The sequence below is a fragment of the Oliverpabstia intestinalis genome, assembly GCF_009696065.1.
Classification (GTDB): domain Bacteria; phylum Bacillota; class Clostridia; order Lachnospirales; family Lachnospiraceae; genus Oliverpabstia; species Oliverpabstia intestinalis.
Genome location: NZ_VUMS01000002.1, coordinates 37,225 through 56,797, shown reverse-complemented (window position 1 = coordinate 56,797; position 19,573 = coordinate 37,225). Strand labels below are relative to the sequence as shown.

Sequence of the window (19,573 nt, the reverse complement as noted above, 5' to 3'; positions counted from 1 at the left end):
TTATTCCGTTGTTTTGTGATCCTCTGTATTCACCTCATTATTGGCATTCGCTTTTGTCCGAATTTTACGATAACTTTTAAATACGCTGTCACTTCCCGGTTTCTCTGCAGATGGTGCCACCGGTTTCAGCGTTTCTGCATCCAGATGATCGATATTCTGATAACTTTCCAGATCAATCGGCATACACTTCTTAGTCAGACGATTCTGTATACCATTGCGGATTACTGTACAGATCACCGCACAGGCAGGAACTCCGACAAACATACCGAAAATGCCGAAAAATCCACCTCCTACAAGAATAGCAACTATAACCATAAAACTTGAAAGTCCTGTGGAACCACCAAGAATCTTCGGTCCAAGAAAATTTCCGTCAAACTGCTGCAAGAGTAGGATAAAAATAACAAAGTAAACACATTGGATCGGATTAACCAGCAAAATCAGCAGCGCACTCGGCACCGCACCAATATATGGACCAAAGAACGGAATTACATTCGTCACGCCCACAATAACACTGACAAGCAATGCATATGGCAAATTCAGAATCGTTGTACCTATATAGCACAAAATCCCAATAATAAATGAGTCTAACACTTTTCCAATGATAAATCCACCGAAGGTCTTATCTACATACTGAAGGTCACGAATGATATTATTTGTTGTTCTGGTACTGAACAAGCAGTACAGCAACCGCTTTCCCTGCGCAACGTAAGATTCTTTACCGTACAACAGATAAATAGATATCATGGCACCGATCAGAAAGTTTTTCAAGAATACCAGAACTCCCAGGAATCCTGTAGAAAAGCTTGCAACCAGAAGATTTATTTTAGGCAGAAGATCATCCGTCAGCCAGGTTTCCGCTTTAGATGTTACGGCTGAGAAAATCATACTGGAGTTTTCTTCAAGATCCGGATAATTTTTCAGAAGATTCGTCAGCCATTTTTCTATATTATTAATATATCGTGGCAAATTGTCGATAATGTTTGTGATACTGTTGATCAGTTCCGGGATCAGCACAGATAACAAACCATAGATTCCCAGTAAAAACAACAGTAATGTAATAATAACACAAATCATCCGAATCGCATGGCGTACTTTATGAGTTGGATTCCAGTTTTTTTTCTCACAGATCCGATAAACCACACTGCGCTCCATAAAGCGGATAACCGGCCATAGAACATATGATATTGCTGCTGCATATACAATTGGCGTAAGGATGGTATAAATCGTATTCAATCCCCTGGCAATTGATGCCGTATGAAAGATACCAAAGTAAAATAACATACTGGCAGCTATAACGCAAAATGCTGTGATTCCAATCTGGACATATTTCTTTCCCAAGAAGTTTTTCATCTGAACGCCTCCACGAGTTTTCTGTTAATAAACATATATTATCTATTATAGCACAGAATAAAATCCATGTATTAACTATTTATGACTTTTCTGTAAAGTCTTTATTTGATATACTTAAATAACTGTAAATTTATGTTATTCAAAGAATTTACAAATCTATTCTGATTTATACAATTATTCTGATATTTTATAATTGGAGGAACCATACAATGAAACTGCAACAATTAATGAGTTATACAAGACGTGCTATCGATGATTACAACATGATTCAGGACGGGGATAGAATTGCTATCGGTATATCGGGCGGAAAGGACAGTTTAACGCTTTTATACGCACTCCATGGACTACAACGCTACTATCTGAAAAAATTCGATCTGGAGGCAATTACGGTCGATCTGGGGCATCCTGATTTTGATGTGTCAGGCATTCACTCCCTGTGCGAAACCATGAGAGTTCCCTATACCGTGGTAAAAACCGAAATAGCCCGGATCGTGTTTGATGAAAGAAACGAAAAGAATCCATGCTCCCTGTGCGCAAAAATGCGCAAAGGTGCTTTAAACGACACGATAAAAAAACTGGGCTGCAATAAAATAGCTTATGCCCATCACAAGGATGATATTGTAGAAACCATGATGATGTCTCTGATCTACGAAGGGCATTTTTATTCTTTTCCTCCGGTCACCCATCTTGACCGCACCGACCTTACGGTGATCCGCCCGCTGATGTATGTTTCTGAAGCAGATGTGAAAGGCTTCTGTAACAAATATCAGCTTCCTGTCGTAAAAAGCCCCTGTCCGGCAGACGGATATACAAAACGACAGTATGTAAAAGACCTGCTCCGAAAACTGAATCAGGAGAATCCCGGTGTGAAAGAGCGGATGTTTTCTGCAATTGTAAACGGCAACATTCCTGACTGGACACCAAAAATCCGCTGATTTACATATATGTGTAAGAAACAAGCCCACATAACAGATCCTCTCACCTGTTATGCGGGCTTATTTATTATACTACACAATATACAGCTTCAGACAGTATAATAAAATTGTAACTGTGAAGGTACTGAACAGTTACATAAAATTTAGTAAATAGCTGTTTTATATCCCTTTTCTTTCAGCTGAATTGCATTTAACATCAGTTCTACAGAGCCATCTACTCCCATTTTACCACTGTCGATACACAGATCATAGGAATCTGCATCACCCCAACGTTTGCTGGTGTAGTAATTGTAATAGCTAGAACGTTTTTTATCTGTTTTGATGATACGATCTTTTGCTTTTGCATCTGTCAGATCATAAATTTTTGCAATTCTTCGAATACGCGTCTGCAGATCCGCGTGGAAAAATACGCTGAAACAGTTATCAAAATCTGCCAGTGCATAATCCGCGCAACGACCAATCATGATACAAGGTCCCTCAGCTGCGATTTTCTTGATAGTTTCAAACTGAGCCAGGAAAACTTTCTGATTAATTGGCATATCAGAGAATGCAGATGAAGTATAACCAAAAGAGTATGTATCCATAACCAGAGAATACAGAAAACTATTGGTTGGTTTTTCATCATGATTCTCAAAAAGTTCTTCGCAAAGTCCACTTTCCTTTGCTGCACGTTCCAGTAACTCTTTATCGTAACACTTAATACCTAACTCTTCTGCAAGGACTCTTCCAATTTGACGTCCGGCACTTCCGTACTGACGACCTATTGTAATAATGGTATTGGTCTTCATAGCAACCCCTCCCGTTCTTTTAATTTATTATAATTATTATAAAATAAAACAAATCAATTGTACAGTACCTATTTTCTTAAATTTTCTAACAAATCAGTAAAATATTCTGGTAATGGGGCTGAGAATTCAATATATTCATTCGTCCGTGGATGAACAAACCCTAAAACCATGGCATGAAGGCACTGCCCTTGCAGATGTTTGAACGGACACTTCGCCGGCCCATAGGTAATATCTCCCACAAGTGGATGACCGATGCTTGCCATATGCACGCGAATCTGATGAGTGCGCCCGGTCTCCAGCTGGCACTCAATAAAAGTGTATGCACCAAAACGTTCCAGCACCTTATAGTGCGTTACTGCAGGTTTTCCGTTTTTGTAGTTGATTGCCATCTTTTTCCGATCTGTGGCATGACGGCCAATAGGCCCTTCTACTGTTCCTTCGTCTTCTTTCAGATTTCCATGTACCAGGGCGCAGTATTTTCTGGTGATTGAATGCTCTTTCAGCTGATCTGCCAGACTCTGATGTGCCATATCATTTTTACAGATCACAATAGCACCCGTTGTATCCATATCGATCCTGTGCACGATACCCGGACGCATCACTCCATTAATTCCGGAAAGATGTTCCTTGCAGTGAAACATTACTGCATTGACCACTGTATGGGTATAATGTCCGGCACTTGGATGAACTACCATTCCTTTGGATTTATTGATGATCAGCACATCTTCATCTTCATACAAAATATCCAGTGGAATATCTTCCGGAAGAATGTCCGGACACTCCGGCTCCGAAAGTTCCAGCTTCACTGTATCGGAAAGCTGTACTTTATAATTTGCCTTTACCGTTTTTTCATTGACTGTCACATTTCCTTCTTTCAATAATTTCTGTAAATAGGATCGCGACTGATCCGGCAGCTGTTCAGAAAGAAATTTATCTATTCTTAAATTTTTCTGTTCCTCATCCGGTGTAAATGTATAGATTTCCACTATGCCTTAGACTCCCTTTTCCTGATGCTTAAGAACTCAAATTCGTCATCTTTATATATGAATAAAATGCTTACTGCAATACCAATAAAAGAAATTACCACAAAAATATCCGCTACATTAAATACCGGGAAATTAATCAGTGAAAAATAGAAAAAATCCACCACATATCCCAGGCGGAGCCGATCTATAAAGTTCCCCATGGCTCCCGCTGTCAGAACTGATGCTATAATATGCAGCAATGTATAACGTCCGTTTTTCGGACAACGATGCAAAAACCAGAATACTGCAGCCAGATAGATAATCGTCAGAATCACAAAAATAATTCTCTGGTTCTGCAAAATGCCGAACGCAGCTCCACGGTTTTCCAGATAATGCAACTGGAAAACTCCAGGAATCAGTATAATGTCACTCTGATCTTTCAGTTGATGCACAACCAGACTTTTTGTCCATTGATCCAGAAGTGTCAGAATCACCATAAGAATACAGTCCACTCCGATAAATTGTATGGTTTTCTTATTTTTCACCATCCCTTATTCTCCTTCGATCATATCTCCGTTAATAAACTGAATCGCATCCAGAATTTCTTCGTCTGTAACTGTTTTATCGATGTATGCCTGTCCGATCTTCTTGAGAAGAATAAACTTAATCCTTCCGTTATCCATCTTTTTATCCGACTTTGTCGTCTGCAATACAGCTTCATTATCCAGACCATTAAAGAAAATCGGAAGATCAAATCCCACGTTCATATCACGGATCTCGTAGAATTCCTCTGTCGACAGACAGCCTCTTTTGAAAGAGATATAGGCAGCGGCAATGGTTCCAAGTGCCACACACTGGCCATGAAGAAGTTCAAAATTCTTCAGTTTTTCCACTGCATGACCCACTGTATGTCCAAGATTCAACAGTGCACGTTCTCCCTGTTCCGTCGGATCACTTTCCACGACAGCAGCCTTAATCTCGCAGCATTTGCGAACCATTTTCACAAGAACCGGATAGATTCGTTCCTGAATCTCCGACATATGATTAATCGTCCACTCATAAAATCTGGCATCACGAATCAGACCTGATTTCAACACTTCTCCCATGCCACTGGCAAACTGATCTTCCGGAAGAGTTTTCAGCGTATTCAGATTCATATAGACAAGCCGCGGCTGATGGAATGCACCTACCATATTTTTATACTGTGCAAAATCCACACCTGTTTTTCCACCTACACTGCTGTCTACCTGAGCCAGAAGAGTCGTTGGAATCTGGATAAAGTCAATACCACGCAGATAGGTGGCAGCAGCATATCCGGTAAGATCTCCGGTAACGCCTCCGCCAAGTGCTGCCAGTACATCTTTTCTTGTATAGTGATGTTCGATCAGAAACGCGTACAGCTCTTTTACTGTATCCAGATTTTTAGAAGCTTCTCCCGCCGGGAAAGTATACAAATCAACCGTTACATCCAGTTCTTCCAGTGCCTTCTGTACTTCTTTCCCATACAGATTTCCCACTATATCATCTGCTACAATGCAGATCTTTCCACAGGAAAGCTCCAGTTTCTTAACTGCATCCGTCAGTTTTGTAAAATCTTCTTCCCAGAGAATCTGGTAATCAAATTCTGTCTTTGCGCCTTCTCTGTATACGCGTAATTGTTTGCTCATAAAATTCTCCTCCAAAATGATCATCCTGTTGTAACTATTCAGTAGCCATTATCCCACGAGGTGTTTTGGCATAAATATGCCAAAATCCCGAGACATACAAGCAAAAATGCCATCACCGAAGGTGATTTTAAATGCATTTTTGCTCGTAACTGTGAAGTTACTGAACAGTTACATCCTGTTTTATTTTTGTGGAAATGCAGGATCGTATTTGAGAATACGTTATATATATTTCTGTACGGTAACACTGCACCGTCCTTTTTTTGTTGTTCCCGCCATTCCGTCATAGCGGAACTTTCCATATCCACGGACCGACACAATATCTTCCGGTTTTAAAGGATGTCCGTTAGATACAACCATTTTACCATTGACAAAAACTTTTCCGCCCTCGATCAATCCCAGCATACTACTTCTGGATGACGAGAATGCCAGAGCAATCATCGCATCCAGCCGTACTGAACTGACTGTTCCGTGGATCTCCTGAAACTGTGGTTTCGGAAGGTCGTCCGGATTCTCAACAGCGGACACTTTCACTGTTGTATGCCGAATTCTGGTAATGTTCTGCATAAGAAATTCTTCCATCTGTGCATGGCAGAATACATACGCATCCTGGCCCTTGATCACTATATCCCCAAGTCTGGAGCGTTCGATTCCCAGGTGAATCAGGGCTCCCAGATAATCCCGATGAGTAAGCGTCTCACTGAATTTTCCGGAACAAGGCGAGATACGGATACACCGAATCGGATACATCGAAAGAAAACACTCTTTTTCCCCATAATCATAAGAAAGAGCATCAGGAAGAAATGCTGCTATCTGACGCTCTGCTTCTTCATAGCCACCGAAGGTACGGATCATAACACCCGCTTCCTCCGGTCGAAAGCTATGTACCATATGAAGTTCATTCAAATCCAGAAAATCCGTAAACATAGGAATCTCCCGATAATAGGCTGTTCTTGCCAGATCTGCCAGCCGCTTTCTGAACTGTACTTCCTGTTCTTTCATCTTAGAAGTTTGTCCGAACAGAAGGAACGTCAAAAGCGCCGCTTAATATTTCCTGGAAATCACCGGAAATTTCCACATTGGCTGGTGTCAGGATAAAAATATAACTGGAAATCTTCTGCAGACTTCCTGCGATAGAATAGCATGCACCGGAAGAAAAATCTATGATTCTCTGCGCCACATCTACATCAATACCTTCCAGATTCAGTACTACAGTACAACGGTCAATCAGAGTATCTGCGATCTCTCTGGTGTCTTCCATGGAAGAAGGTTTGATCACACAGACTTCCATCGTGCCATTTCCGCTGTTTTTCTTTCTCATCGGAGTGATCTTGCTGGATGCAGACGGAGTTGCCTGCTTTACAGTCTGTTTCGGAGCTTTTGTCTGCTTTGGTGCCACTTTTTTCTCCGGTTTTACATATTCAACTTCTTCATCTTCATCATCATCGTCATCCAGTTTTTTAAAGAAACGATGTTTCGGTTTTTCCTCGTCAAGGGCTTCCAAATCTTCATCATCGAAGAATTCATCATCATCGTCAAAATCATCATTCAAACGGATGGCATCTAAAAACTTATCTAAAACGCTCATTTTTTATCTCCTATCTATTTTGTTTTGGAATAATCTCTCTCACCAAAAATACCGGTACCAACACGAACCATAGTGGCACCTTCTTCAACAGCTACCTGATAATCGTTCGTCATACCCATACTCAGAATATCCATATGTACATTATTCATGTTTTTACTGCTTATGTCAACACTTAATTGTTTCAATTTTCGGAAAACAGGCCGATTTTCTTCAGGATCCGGTACATATGGAGCAATTGTCATCAGTCCCTGAATCTGCACATACGGAAGCTTACAGATCTCCTCAATCAAAGACATGGTTTCTTCCACTGATACTCCAAACTTTGTTTCCTCCTGCGCAACATTCACTTCAATCAGGACAGGAATCACTCTCTGAATCTTTTCTCCCTCATGGTTGATTGTTTCTGCCAGACGCAGAGAATCCACAGAATGAATCAGTGCTGCTTTGTCTGCAATATATTTTACTTTATTCCTCTGCAGGTGCCCGATCAGATGCCATTCGAGATTTTTCGGAAGTTCTTCGTATTTGGTGCAAAGTTCCTGTACCTTATTTTCTCCGAAGATCGTCTGTCCTGCATCCATCGCCTCCCGAATCATGGAAATCGGTTTTGTCTTACTGACTGCGATCAGAGTTACTTCTTCCGGATTCCGACCGCTTTTTTCACAGGCTTTTCTGATCTCAGCTCGTACGTTCTGTAACTGTTCTGCTACCATACATTATTCTCCTTTGTAAGTCTTTATTTAAACAGAATATCGTCTTCTTTCACGGTATTTCCGTTTCTGACAATGTAATCAAACTGGGAAAGTCCATAGGTGGTACCTGTCTCAACTATACAATATTCATCATTTTGTTCAATCATGACGATTTTCCTGAAAACAGCATAGCCTTTATTAATACAATACACACCTTCTAATGCTTTCTTTTCTTTTATTTCATAAACAGACTGGCTGTCAGGCTTCAAAATCACATCTCCGTCCTGAAAAGTATCCATATCCACATAATAGTAATCATCGTCTTCCTGATAAATCGTAGCCTTGACAAATTCAGAGGAATCATCTTTTCCCCTTCTGGTAACCTTTCGGTAGAAGCCGGCATCACCATCTTCTTCATCAGTAGCAATGTATTCTTTCGGAATCACATAAAAGTTCTTTTTCACAATGGAACTGAGCGGAATCTTTAATCCTGTCTGTGTGTTTGTTACCAATTCAATATTCAGAAAGCGATCACCACTATAGCGAATCATTCCACGGCTGAATGTGATCTTGCCGTAATAATTGCCGTCTTCACCGGTAACAATGGTCAGTAAACCTGTCTGCGTGGCATCATCTTTTAAAAACTTCACTCGGATCGTCTTTTTTTCTGCCAGTGAAACAATCTGATCTGTGCTCAGCGGTATCACTACTGACCAGGTCTCACTGGTTATCAGTTTATACACAGGATCCCCGGAGGATACCTTTCGTTCTTTCTGAAGATTGGTAATCTGATAGTTTTTCTTACTAAAAAGATCTGCCGTCAGCTGATCTGCTGTAATCCCTTCGTAGCCATCCACTGCATAAACAACGATACCATCCTGTGCTGCCCGGTAAATTGTCTGTCCATTGGCCGTCTGCGTAGTTTCCGTGGAGTCATCCGTCTGAAGACCACTGTACTGGAGAATAGATCCCTCCAGCTCGTATTTGTAATTATAAACATCATAAAAGTTGTCACTGTCATATGTGGAGGCAAATCCTGCAATGGAAGAGCGGATTCCGGCATAATCCTGTTCGGTCAGTTCATTGACTGCAGCCTGCACCGGAGTGTCCCCCAGAGTATAGACTGCTCCGGATTTTCCAACTTTACTGTTCTCTCTTGCATAATAGGTGATATAACCGGCGGCATTCGTATTTACCACAGATTCTTCACGGATTGCCAGTGCTGTATATGTCTTATTATTGGATAAGGGACCTGCGGTCACCTGATAGGACTGAATATGATCTGCAGTAAGATACAGAATGACCGTAATTACCATATACACAAAAAGTGCCCCAAAGATAAAGGTTCCTATATTTAACGGGATCTTACGAAACCATCCGGATATTTTATTTTTCCTTTTTGTAGTCATGAAAACACTCCCCTTCGTTTTTCTGACTTATACTCATATAAAATTATTCTATCATTCCTCTGACGAATACACAAGAAAAAAAATATGCATATTCTGTGAAATCGTGGAAATACTGGAGATAACGAAAAAAACAGGAGGTTGATCAAATTAAGATGAAAGTTTTGGATTATACAGCACTGATACTGACAATCACAGGTGCAATTAACTGGGGGCTGGTAGGACTGTTCAAATTCGATCTGGTTGCTTTCTTGTTCGGCAATTTATCCTGGCTTTCCAGGATCATCTATATCCTGGTTGGATTAAGCGGTCTGTACCTTTGCACCTTTTTCAGTCGTCTCGCCGACACTAACCCGTAAGCTGCGGATAACTATGAGAAACACGTTCCGCGAGTTTCTCATAGTTATCGCGGCAATCACCAGGGTCGCGTGCATGCACGGACTTTGGCTCGTTACTCGCGTAAAACATGAAAAGAGGGTCGCCAACAGGCAACCCTCTTTTCATCTGCTACAGTTTTACAAGGCAATGATGATATCATCCTGAAATTCAGCAGGTAATTCTTCTTTATCCATGGAAACACTTAATACAAAATTAATTTTATATGCCTCGGAAATATCTTTTAACTGATGCAGTGCATCGGTAATATCTTTTCCTTCCAATTTTGCATTTTTCAGGAAGCTGTCCAGATACATTTCCTGAAGATCATGATCCTGAGATACAATACCACATACAAAACCGATGAATTCATCTGCATTTTTAATCGGATATCCGGATACATCGATCAGACGAATTTTATTGTTCAGTTCATACATATGTTTGGAACTTTTATCCAGATATACAATGTTACCTTCAGCAACTTTAATGGCTCCGTTCACTTTATCTAAAAGCTGCTTAGTTTTTCCTTTACCTTTTTTGCCTACAATTAATTGAACCATAGCAGTTTCCTCCTTTGATTTCTGGTATATATTACCAAAAAGTACTGTTCTGTTGTTGTAATTATAGAATATTTCACCAAGAAATACAATGGTAAATTTGAAAAAATCTGAAAAATTTCAAAAAAAACAGGAAATAAACGCACAACGCCTGGTGCATTTCTTTCCTGTTTCTGATATTTTTGAAAATCAGCTGATTCTACTGATTGATCGCAGAAAGCAACTGATTCATATACGTGTACAGATTCGTCTTATTTGCCGCGTGAAGAACAATAGAAATATACGGTTCCCCATAGGCATTCTGGCTCAACAGTGCCAGACAGGAGCCTGCATCTGATGTTGTACCGGTCTTACCGCCAAGCACCGTCACATTCTTCGGTGCCGTCACCTGACGGGTCAGATACTGATCGGTAGCATCCAGATGAAAAGTTACTTCCTGCTCACTTCTGTTACAGGTAAGATTATAAGAACTAAGCTGTGCAATCTCCAGAAAATGTGGATACGTCATCGCTTCCTGTAACATCAGATAAATATCGTATACTGTTGTATAATGATTTTCATCCTGCAGTCCTGAAGGATTGGCAAAATGTGTATTGGTTGCACCAAGCTCCAGTGCTTCCTGATTCATCATTTCCACAAACTGATCCACGCTTCCGCCGATATGCTGTGCTATAGCAACCGCAGCATCATTCCCGGAATAGATCAGCAGACCATGAAGAAGTTCATCCAGTGTTACCTGATCTCCTTCCTGAAAGCCAATCTCTGTGGAACCGGATTCCTGGTTCAGAGCCTCTGCCGGAATTGTCACTATGTCGTCCATATTCCCATGCTTAAATGCCAGAATCGCTGTCATAATTTTTGTGATACTCGCCGGATATGATTTTTCATGAATATTCTGAGCAAACATCACAGATCCATGATCCAGATCGAAAAGACCGGCTTTTGTCGTATCACTGATCGCAACACCTTCCAGACTCATATTTCCGGAGGAAACTGCATATGACGAGGCAAAGGAATCGGCTTTCTGTGTACTGATTTCTGCACCATGTGTACCGTACATCTCTTCTTTTACCGAATAAGCTGAAGTCATATCCAGCTGTGAAGAGCGGCGGAGAAGTACGAGTGCGGTAATTCCCACACCAAAAAACAGAATCAGAATCCCTGTAAGAATCAGTGTATCCCGATACTTTTTTTTGATAGGTTTCAATAATCGTTTTCTATTTTTTATACATTTCACGCCAGTCAAGTTCTCCTCTTTCCAGGGATTTGATCAGAAGTTCCGCTGTGGCAAGATTTGTTTCCAGCGGAATAATATGTGTATCACATAAACGGAAAATTTTATGTGCATCCGGTTCATGCTTTTTCTCCTGTTATGGTCCGCAAAGGAAAATCACCAGATCCATCTGATTCTGTTCAATCATAGATGCCATCTGCTGTTCGCCGCCCACATGTCCCGCATGAAGTTTATGGACGTCCAGATTCGTAGCCTCCTCAATCAGACGCCCGGATGTCCCGGTGGCATAAAGCTGATGCTTGCTGAGGATTCCTCTGTATGCAATACAAAAATTCTGAAGCAGTTTTTTCTTAGATTCGTGTGCGATGAAGCCAATGTTCATTTTTTTCTCCTCCCAAATATCTTCTGTTTTGCAAACCTACGTTTAATACCAGACCCATACCAATATACAGACTGACCAGAGATGTCAAACCATAACTTACAAAGGGAAGCGGTGTTCCTGTGTTTGGAAGAACGCCGGTGGCTACACAGATGTTCAGAAAACTCTGGAAGCCAACGACGCCTGCTACGCCGCAACATATAATCTTACCGGACAGGTCCTTGGCCTTTCTGCTTGTAATTATACATTCAACCACAATGAGGAATAAGAGTAATATGATAAAAACGCTTCCGATGAACCCAAGTTCTTCACCTGCAACCGCAAAGATAAAGTCTGTCTGAATCTGAGTAACAAAATTTCCTTTATTTGCAGAGGAAACTTTGTTGTTATTATATCCTTTTCCGGTAAGTTCACCGGAACCAATAGCTGTAATTGAATTTTGCTGCTGGATAACATCATCTTTGTAGGTCTCGTCTTCCGGGTACATCCAGGACATGATTCTGTCTTTCTGATAGGAGTCAATAATCTTGATATCTGTCTGTGTGATCAGAATGAATGCCACAATAACCAGCGGAATGGCAACTCCCAGAATACCACCTATGATCTTATAACTCAGTCCTGCCACATACATCATCAGACAGAATATAATCGTAACAGTGATCGTGTTTTTCAGATCCGGCTGAATCTTTATTAAAACCAGCGGCACTGCAAGGAGCACTACGGAAGCCAGAATAGTCTTACAGGTATTCAGGGTATCTTCGTGATCCATCAGAAAGCGAGCAAAAAACATGATCAGCAAGATCTTCGAAAGCTCGGTCGGCTGAAAACGTACAAAGCCAAGATCCAGCCATCGGGTAGCACCACCTGCAGAATCCCCGAAGAACCGAACGATCAGGAGCATTATAATGTTTACCCCGTAGATGATCCAGTAAAAATTCAACAGCCAGCTGTAGTCCATCAAAGAAACTACAACCATCACCACGAGACCAAGAATCACACCGATCAGCTGTCTCGACTGCAGAGAAGCTTTTGCACTTCCCACCAGCAGCACTCCGATTCCGCTGATCATCAGAAGCCAGATGATCAGCCGGAAATTATAATTTTTCAATCTGTAAAGTTTAAACATGTTAAGATCCTGTATCCTTTCTGGATTTTAACGGTATATCTGCTGTGAGAACGGGTGGTGACTGATGAAAACAGATTGTCACCTTTCCTGCATCAACAGGTATGTATTTTCCCGCAGCTTTTATCATATCGTTTTTTAACATCTGCATCGTCTGAGGTGAGCAGCTCACCCGATCCGATATAAGAAGCAGTTTGAGTCTGTCTTTTGCAATGGTGCCAGAGGCTTTCCGTTTTTTGCCGAAGATACTCATTGCTTCCCTCCTATCTGCCAAACAATCGTCCCAAAATTCCTTTTTTCACATCGAGATCCTGGAAGGGGACTTCTTCACCAAGAAGTCGATGACAGATATTGAGATAAGCCTGTCCGCACAGACCTGGCTTGCCTGCCAGAGGTTCTCCCTGATTCGTAGCAATTACAACCTGTTCGTCATCAGGGAGGATGCCGATCAGAGGTACTGCCAGAATATCCGACACATCCTCCACGGACATCATATCTCCCCGTTTTACCATATCCATGCGGAGGCGATTGATAATCAAACGGATATCTCTCAGATCCTCCGCTTCCAGAAGACCAATGATCCGATCCGCATCACGAATCGCTGAAACCTCCGGTGTTGTCACTACCAGAGCTTTGGTAGCTCCGGCGATGGCATTCCGAAATCCCTGCTCAATTCCTGCCGGACAGTCCAGCAGGATGTAATCAAACTGTTTTTTCAGTTCCTCACATAATTTTTTCATCTGCTCCGGTGTAACAGAGGTTTTATCTCTGGTCTGTGCAGATGGAAGCAAAAACAGATTGGCATACCGTTTATCCCTGATCAGCGCCTGTTTTAATCGACAGTTTCCTTCGATGACATCTACCAGATTATACACAATTCGGTTTTCGAGTCCCAGTACCACATCCAGATTTCGAAGGCCGATATCTGTATCTACCAGAACTACTTTTTTATCCAGTGCCGCAAGTCCGGTACCGATATTGGCAGCAGTTGTCGTTTTACCGACCCCGCCTTTCCCGGATGTAACAACAATTACTTCACTCATATCCAATCCTCCTGATATTTGTTCATATTGTCTGTCTTTTGCATCTCGATCAGTCTGTACCTGCGTTGGAATTGCTGGCTGTACTTGCCTGTCCGGTAAGAATCTCTGTTTCATCTTTCAGTCCGAAGTAATAGTTCAGAATATCCTTTGCCACCAGTTCGGAGTTTGTTGACGCATAACCGTTTGCAATACGGATTGCCCACGCAATCTGTGGTTTATCTGCCGGTGCATAACCGATAAATAAACTGTGGTTTGCACGGTTTTTACTCTGCTGTGCTGTACCGGTTTTACCTGCAAGTGTAACGTTCAGATCCTGGAAAATACCCCAGTTGGATTTGGTAATAACGCCTTCCATACCGACATGGACATCATCCCAGATCCCCTGACTCAGTTCCACATGATCAATCATTTCCGGAGTATAATCTTCAATCAGATTTCCATCGGAATCTGTTGATTTATCTAACAGTGAAAGATTATATACATTACCACTGCTCGCCAGAACCGTTGCATACCTGGCAAGCTGAGACGTGGTATAACTGTGAGTACCCTGTCCGATAGCGGACGGGATTGGCAGTTCGTTGGAAACCTGTGGCGATGCTTCAGAAATCTCCAGCCCGGACTTTTTATCCAGCCCAAGCAGATTCGCATACTTAATCAGCTGCTGCATCGCTGTATTATCATTAAATGTTCCTTCTGCATTCTGTCCAAGACGATAAGCGGTTTCACTGAAAAATACGTTACAGGAATTGGCAATACCATCCCTGATAGAAAGTGCACCATGTCCGCTCAGCAACCAGCAGTTCAGTGGTGCTCCCTGCAGTTTATCAAATCGGCCGCCACAGTAAATGTAGTCATTATCTGTAATAACTCCTTCTGACAGACCGGCAATCGCTGTTACCGGTTTAAATGTAGAACCTGGTGCCGTACGTTCCTGTGTCGCCTTATTATAAAATGGTGTAGACAAATCTTTATTCAGTTTTCTGTAATAATCTGTATCCATATTGTTAGCAAGACGATTATTATCATATCCCGGATAAGATACACATGCCAGTGTCTCTCCGGTGGACGGATCTGTGATAACAACAGAACCGGAACAAGGATCCAGTGCCAGCTGCGCCGGTGTGATTTCCAGAGAACTGATCTTATGAAGCATCAGATCCATCGCAGAAAGATTTCCGGCTTTGAAGTTCTGATAGTCCTCATCATCGGTGGAAAGGACTCCCTGTTCATACAGTACTGTACACAGCTGCTTTCCTGTAATTTCATCGTCCAGAAGCAGATATTTGTATAACATCTTACTGAAGTCCTGATCCGTAGACAGATAATCTGAAATATATGCAGATAGTTCCTGGTATACTTCTGTGGAATCCAGATATGTGTTTTTATCTGAAAACTTGGAAATATCGATCCAGTTCTGGCTTGCCGCATAGGTAAGATATTCCTGAAGAGAAATTGTCTCATCTTTCGTCCATGCCTTGTACATCTCATCATTCTTATCGATGGATGTCTCAGAAAGAATACCTGTTTTGTCCATCAGCAGATCATTGACAATATAGCTGACATATCCCTTCATCTCCTCGCTGAGGTCTTTATATGGTTTTGTATCACTTCCGGTCAGCTGTTCGTCCACTTTCCGGAAGATTTCTTCCTGCTTCCGTTCCAATGCTGCCGCAATCTTCTGCTCAGTCTCAGAGGCATCTGCTGCCGTAAAATGATCGATATCGATTACGGAATTATTTAACAGCGCATAATACACATCATAGATTGGGATCGGGATCGTGGATGCATCGGTATTTTCATCTGCTTTGAAAGTCTTGATGTTCTGGATATTGGCTACCAGCACACCGGCAATCTTCTGTTCAAGCACCTTGTAGCAGGCAATCTGCAGATCTTTATCGATAGTAAGATATACATTATTGCCCTGTACCGGATCTTCTTTGGAATCTTCACCGATCTGTAACACTTTTCCGTAATAATCTACATATACTTTTTCCGATCCGTCTTTTCCCTGAAGCGTCGACTCCATAACCTTCTCCAGACCGGATTTTCCTACAATAGAAGTAGTGCTGTAACCTGCATCCGGATTCTCTGTCCGCAGATCTGCAAGTTCGTCCGAAGAAATCTTTCCGGTATATCCAAGAAGCGGTGCAAAATAAATACTATCGGTATAGACACGCACGGAATCTTCCTGCACATCCACACCTTCCAGCAGACTCTTGTTTTCCTGGATCGCAGCTACCGTATTTTCAGAAACATCGGTTGCGATCGTTACCGGAATATATTTTCGGAAACTGGTTGTGGAAAGTGCATATCTTACCGATATAATCTTCAATGTTTCTTCTTTTGTCAGCTGCTCCGGAAGACCGGCTTCCTGCGCTTTTTTCAGTTCCGAAGCCTTATAGTCACTGTGATCATATGGAATTTCATATCGTTTCAGCATATCTTCTACCATCTGCTGAGCGGAAGCATTTGCCTCCTCTGTTGTCAGATCGTCAATATAACTGTGTCCATACACATCCGCTTTAAAACGTGACAGTGTTGTACCCTCCACATCATAACTGTAGTTTCCGGAACTGTCGACACTAATACGGAAATCACTGCTGATAGCATCTCCGTTGCTTTCGATAATCTGGATAATCTTGTAGATTTCTCCATTCAGGCTGCGGTTTTTTTCTGTATTATTTGCATAGTCACCACTGTCTTCCAGTGTGATCGAATAGGACAGTTCGTTGGAAGCAAGCACCTGACCGTTTCGATCGTAGATATTTCCTCGGGTGCTTTTCAGTGTTCTCGTTTTTGTCGTCATAATACTGAAATTGTCCGCATATTCCTGTCCATGGATGATCTGCAGAGAAAACAAGCGGTGAATCAATACCATACTCAGAGCTGCGAAAATAAAAATCAGCACTGTAGTCCGTGGAATAATAAATTTTTTATGTCTTTTTTTTGGTCGTCTCATCAAGGTAACTTGGGTCCCTCCCATTCATTTTCCGTAAGCCAGCGGTTTAATCGATAGAGCGGTCGGTATAAAACTGCCGTAAGCAGTACTGTATATACCATCTCCGGAAGAATAATATGCTGCAGATAGCTGAAAAAATCCAGCCGACCACGGAGCATAAACTGCAATCCGTATACAAGTACTCCATATGCGATATCACTGCCGGCAACCAGTACCATTGGCACTTTTACATCTTCATCAAAAAAGATTTTATACAGAAAGCCATTGCAAAATCCAATATACATGTAAATAAGGGCATAAAAGCCAATCATACTTCCATAAAAAATATCAATCAGGAGACCGCAGAAAAATCCTACGAACATTCCTTCCTTTTTTCCTCTCATAAATCCAAACGATACTGTGAGGATCAAAAGCAGATTGGGAACGATGGAAGCGATGGACAGTGTCTGGAACACGGTTCCCTGTAAGACAAATGCCAGCAGAATCAATACCGCCAGAATCAGCTTTCTTCTCATTGTTTCTCATCCTCCTGTGCATCCTGCGTCGGATCCGGTGTCGGAGTTGTGCTGTCATCTGGTGTCTGTGATTCCTCCGAAGTCACATCCTCTGTCTTCTGCTGCTTCAGTTCCTTGATAACCAGGACTTCCTGAATATCATTAAAATCCACTGCCGGAATGATCGTACCGCTTTTGGTCAGTTTATTGGCGTCTGTAGAAACCTCACTGATATAACCGATCAGAATTCCTTTTAAAAATTTGTTACTGACAGAAGAGGTTACGATTTTATCTCCCTCCTGTACCTGATCCTCTTTATCTGTCAGCTGAATAAAACGGATCTTACCGTCGTCCATCATCTGCAGATCTCCCGTTACCATACAGTTCTGAGAAATGGATGTGACAGTTGCGCTGACATTACTGCTGTCATCAATGATCGAACGAACCGTAGCCCAATGTGCCCCGGTTTCCGTAACGATTCCTACCAGACCACCATCCGCGATAACATTCATATCTACCGCAATACCATCTGAACTTCCCCGGTTGATCAGGAACGTGCTGTACCAGTTACCGGTATCTTTTCCGATCACCTGCGCAGCGACTTTCTCAAATTCCGAATAGTCTGTGTCCAAGTTATACAATGTTCTCAGACGATCCAGTTCTTCCTGGTCCTGAGACAGTGTGGTGTTTTTAGCCTGAAGTTCATCCACCTGTTTCTGAAGTTTTTCATTCTCCGCAGACAGCTTTTTCATACTCTGGAATCCGTTTTTCTGATCCGTCATCCAGTTTCCCACTTCATTAATCCCATTCTGAAAAGGAACAATCACATAACCCAGGACATTACGCACCGGTGCAAAAGAAAAACTGGTTGAAAGAGACAGGACGATCAGTCCGAGACACAGGATTGTCATCATAGTTATCAGATGTTTTGTTTTCATTTTATATTGGTTCTTTTTTTTCATGACAGCTCCTTATTTCTGTTTTTTGGGAGTGAAAGCCCAGTGATGAAGTGCATCGTGGGTGATAATTTCTTTCAGCCCATAGATCGTACACAGTTCATAATAATGTGACAGCAGGATCGGGCAGCCGATCTGCCTGGACAGAACCCTATCAATATATGGCAGATGTGTACTGCCACCGGTAAGATAGATCCCTTCTGATAAGATCACTTTATGTATCTGCGGTGGAATACGCTCCAGAAAAGCCCGAATCTCTGTGATGATCTCACAAATCGCCGGAGTGATCGCCTCATTTACTGCCGGAGAAGTAATCACGCGTTCTCTTGGCAAACCGCTCACACAGTCAATACCGATGATTTTTCTCGCATCCTTCGTATCTTGTTCCAGATTTGCAAGAGATACTTTCAATCTTCCGGCTGTACGTTCACTGATAGAAAAATTAAGCTTTCTGCGGATCGTTGTTAGGATATCCTGTGTCAGACGGTCACCGCCTACGGGTATCACCTTACTGATGATCACACGGGTATCTGCAATAACAGAAATCTCTGTTGTAGCTGCTCCAATGTTTACGATCATGGATCCCTTGGTACGCATGATCGGAATGCCAAGTGCCAGTGCATCTGCAATCGGACGTTCCACTAGAAGTACCTTACTTTGTCTGAGCTGTCCGGTATGGGCGATACTGTAATATGCACGCTTTTCTATCTCTGTCATATCTACCGGAACAGCAAAATAAATCACCGGGTGCCGCCCAACGCTGCGTCCGGTCTTGTCCAGCAGCAGTTGAAGCATGATCTCCAGGTGACTGATGTTTGCGATCATACCATTGAGCATCGGAGAAGATACCTTTACATTTGTCGGATTCTTTTCGTATATTTCATATGCTTCATCTCCAACGGCAAGTACAGTATCTTTGTTGCGAATGGCAATCATATTTTTCTCTTTTAAGATTTCATTACTGTTCTGAGAGTAAATCTTGATCATATTACTGCCCAGGTCAATTCCATATACATGGTTTTTAAACATAAATGCATATCCCTTCTGTTTTGCATATCCCAACAT

At 41.9% G+C, this 19,573-nt stretch carries 20 protein-coding genes and 1 pseudogene; 2 read left to right on the top strand and 19 right to left on the bottom strand.

The window, feature by feature from the left end:
- Positions 1-1,350, bottom strand: coding sequence for an AI-2E family transporter (locus tag FYJ57_RS01125; protein ID WP_154431215.1), 1,350 nt, complete (start codon positions 1,348-1,350; stop codon positions 1-3).
- 209 nt (positions 1,351-1,559) lie between these two features.
- Here FYJ57_RS01125 and FYJ57_RS01120 point away from each other — a divergent pair, with 209 nt between their 5' ends.
- Positions 1,560-2,285, top strand: coding sequence for a tRNA 2-thiocytidine biosynthesis TtcA family protein (locus FYJ57_RS01120; RefSeq protein ID WP_154431214.1), 726 nt, complete (start codon positions 1,560-1,562; stop codon positions 2,283-2,285).
- Positions 2,286-2,428: 143 nt separating this feature from the next.
- On the opposite strand, the gene FYJ57_RS01115 is transcribed toward FYJ57_RS01120, so the two are convergent.
- From FYJ57_RS01115 to FYJ57_RS01080, 8 genes are all read right to left on the bottom strand, one after another.
- Positions 2,429-3,073, bottom strand: coding sequence for a cytidylate kinase-like family protein (locus FYJ57_RS01115; protein WP_154431213.1), 645 nt, complete (start codon positions 3,071-3,073; stop codon positions 2,429-2,431).
- Between the two features lie 68 nt (positions 3,074-3,141).
- The gene (locus FYJ57_RS01110) at positions 3,142-4,053 is read right to left on the bottom strand and encodes an RluA family pseudouridine synthase (RefSeq protein ID WP_408636453.1); all 912 of its coding nucleotides are present in this window, start codon (positions 4,051-4,053) and stop codon (positions 3,142-3,144) included.
- A 5-nt stretch (positions 4,054-4,058) separates the two neighbouring features.
- Positions 4,059-4,586 (bottom strand): signal peptidase II, encoded by a 528-nt coding sequence (lspA, locus tag FYJ57_RS01105; RefSeq protein WP_154431212.1) that lies wholly within the window; start codon positions 4,584-4,586, stop codon positions 4,059-4,061.
- 3 nt (positions 4,587-4,589) lie between these two features.
- Positions 4,590-5,705 carry a 3-dehydroquinate synthase gene (gene aroB / locus FYJ57_RS01100; RefSeq protein WP_154431211.1) on the bottom strand — a complete coding sequence of 372 codons (1,116 nt, stop codon included), beginning with the start codon at positions 5,703-5,705 and terminating at the stop codon, positions 4,590-4,592.
- A 219-nt stretch (positions 5,706-5,924) separates the two neighbouring features.
- Positions 5,925-6,704 (bottom strand): YlmH family RNA-binding protein, encoded by a 780-nt coding sequence (locus FYJ57_RS01095; RefSeq protein WP_154431210.1) that lies wholly within the window; start codon positions 6,702-6,704, stop codon positions 5,925-5,927.
- Position 6,705: 1 nt separating this feature from the next.
- Complete coding sequence (locus FYJ57_RS01090; protein ID WP_022172515.1) at positions 6,706-7,290, bottom strand: cell division protein SepF; 585 nt, start codon at positions 7,288-7,290, stop codon at positions 6,706-6,708.
- A 14-nt stretch (positions 7,291-7,304) separates the two neighbouring features.
- Positions 7,305-8,003, bottom strand: a complete 699-nt coding sequence (locus FYJ57_RS01085; RefSeq protein WP_022172516.1) for a YggS family pyridoxal phosphate-dependent enzyme — start codon at positions 8,001-8,003, stop codon at positions 7,305-7,307.
- Positions 8,004-8,026: 23 nt separating this feature from the next.
- A complete protein-coding gene (locus tag FYJ57_RS01080; RefSeq protein WP_154431209.1) occupies positions 8,027-9,391 on the bottom strand; it encodes a biotin/lipoyl attachment domain-containing protein in 1,365 nt (454 codons plus the stop codon).
- Positions 9,392-9,543: 152 nt separating this feature from the next.
- Between FYJ57_RS01080 and FYJ57_RS01075 the strand changes: the two genes are divergently transcribed.
- Complete coding sequence (locus tag FYJ57_RS01075; RefSeq protein WP_154431208.1) at positions 9,544-9,747, top strand: DUF378 domain-containing protein; 204 nt, start codon at positions 9,544-9,546, stop codon at positions 9,745-9,747.
- 156 nt (positions 9,748-9,903) lie between these two features.
- Here FYJ57_RS01075 and FYJ57_RS01070 read toward each other — a convergent pair whose 3' ends face one another.
- The 10 genes and pseudogenes from FYJ57_RS01070 to FYJ57_RS01025 form a co-directional block, all read right to left on the bottom strand.
- A complete protein-coding gene (locus FYJ57_RS01070; RefSeq protein WP_154431207.1) occupies positions 9,904-10,323 on the bottom strand; it encodes a twitching motility protein PilT in 420 nt (139 codons plus the stop codon).
- A gap of 196 nt (positions 10,324-10,519) precedes the next feature.
- Positions 10,520-11,557 (bottom strand): D-alanyl-D-alanine carboxypeptidase family protein, encoded by a 1,038-nt coding sequence (locus FYJ57_RS01065; RefSeq protein WP_328597416.1) that lies wholly within the window; start codon positions 11,555-11,557, stop codon positions 10,520-10,522.
- Positions 11,538-11,936 (bottom strand): annotated as a pseudogene (locus tag FYJ57_RS16155) (methylglyoxal synthase). The gene FYJ57_RS01065 and the pseudogene FYJ57_RS16155 overlap by 20 nt, the downstream one beginning before the upstream one ends.
- On the bottom strand, positions 11,905-13,059 hold the full coding sequence (locus FYJ57_RS01055; RefSeq protein ID WP_022172522.1) for an FtsW/RodA/SpoVE family cell cycle protein: 1,155 nt from the start codon (positions 13,057-13,059) through the stop codon (positions 11,905-11,907). The pseudogene FYJ57_RS16155 and the gene FYJ57_RS01055 overlap by 32 nt, the downstream one beginning before the upstream one ends.
- 1 nt (position 13,060) lies before the next feature.
- A complete protein-coding gene (gene minE, locus FYJ57_RS01050) occupies positions 13,061-13,309 on the bottom strand; it encodes a cell division topological specificity factor MinE (protein WP_022172523.1) in 249 nt (82 codons plus the stop codon).
- 10 nt (positions 13,310-13,319) lie between these two features.
- Positions 13,320-14,099, bottom strand: a complete 780-nt coding sequence (minD, locus tag FYJ57_RS01045) for a septum site-determining protein MinD (protein ID WP_022172524.1) — start codon at positions 14,097-14,099, stop codon at positions 13,320-13,322.
- A gap of 49 nt (positions 14,100-14,148) precedes the next feature.
- Positions 14,149-17,058, bottom strand: a complete 2,910-nt coding sequence (locus tag FYJ57_RS01040) for a penicillin-binding transpeptidase domain-containing protein (protein WP_235904336.1) — start codon at positions 17,056-17,058, stop codon at positions 14,149-14,151.
- A complete protein-coding gene (gene mreD / locus FYJ57_RS01035) occupies positions 17,058-17,573 on the bottom strand; it encodes a rod shape-determining protein MreD (RefSeq protein WP_022172526.1) in 516 nt (171 codons plus the stop codon). Before mreD ends, FYJ57_RS01040 begins: the two co-directional genes overlap by 1 nt.
- Positions 17,570-18,514 (bottom strand): rod shape-determining protein MreC, encoded by a 945-nt coding sequence (gene mreC, locus FYJ57_RS01030; protein ID WP_106493037.1) that lies wholly within the window; start codon positions 18,512-18,514, stop codon positions 17,570-17,572. The genes mreD and mreC overlap by 4 nt, the downstream gene beginning before the upstream one ends.
- Before the next feature lie 9 nt (positions 18,515-18,523).
- Complete coding sequence (locus FYJ57_RS01025) at positions 18,524-19,573, bottom strand: rod shape-determining protein (RefSeq protein WP_235904317.1); 1,050 nt, start codon at positions 19,571-19,573, stop codon at positions 18,524-18,526.